At 44.1% G+C, this 538-nt stretch carries 1 protein-coding gene; it reads right to left on the bottom strand.

Annotation, left to right across the window (positions count from 1 at the left end; translation table 11 throughout):
* Positions 1-107: 107 nt before the first annotated feature.
* A partial coding sequence (locus tag A0125_RS15205; protein ID WP_156472581.1) for a SusD/RagB family nutrient-binding outer membrane lipoprotein occupies positions 108-538 on the bottom strand: 431 nt, incomplete at its 5' end.

The raw sequence follows: 538 nt of genomic DNA on the forward strand, positions 1-538 counted from the left end.
ATCCGAATAGAATTCCGTATAATTCTTTTCGCACGAACTCATCAGAACGAGCAAAAGAGCCGTAAGTGTTATGATTATATTTCTCATCTTATCTTCTCTTAAAGTAGTTAGTTAGCATCCCACCATACACGCACATTAGATAGCGGTGCGGCATCGCCTTGTGGGAAATTTGGATTACGTTGTTGCTCCGTAAATAAATAAATCAACCGTACCGGTCTAGTACCATCGATACCTTGTGCATTTTGATGATCTGCCAAAGCTGGGTATCCTGTACGTCGCCAATCATTCCACTGCTCCAGTCCGTTAGAGAATAAAGCAATATACTTTTGATTGATGATCTGCTCAATTTGCTCCTCCGGAGTACCTGTCAAGGAAACTACTGCTGGATTCTCAGTAAAATAAGCATCAATGTCGGCAGCAGCTACGCCAGCATCCTGCATCGAAGCACGAATACCGCGTTGATACAGCGCAGTAGCATCACCAGCAACACCCAAACGAACGACAGCCTCTGCCAAAATAAAGGCAGTCTGTGCATTTG

The sequence above is a fragment of the Sphingobacterium populi genome (genome assembly GCF_001586775.1).
Classification (GTDB): domain Bacteria; phylum Bacteroidota; class Bacteroidia; order Sphingobacteriales; family Sphingobacteriaceae; genus Sphingobacterium; species Sphingobacterium populi.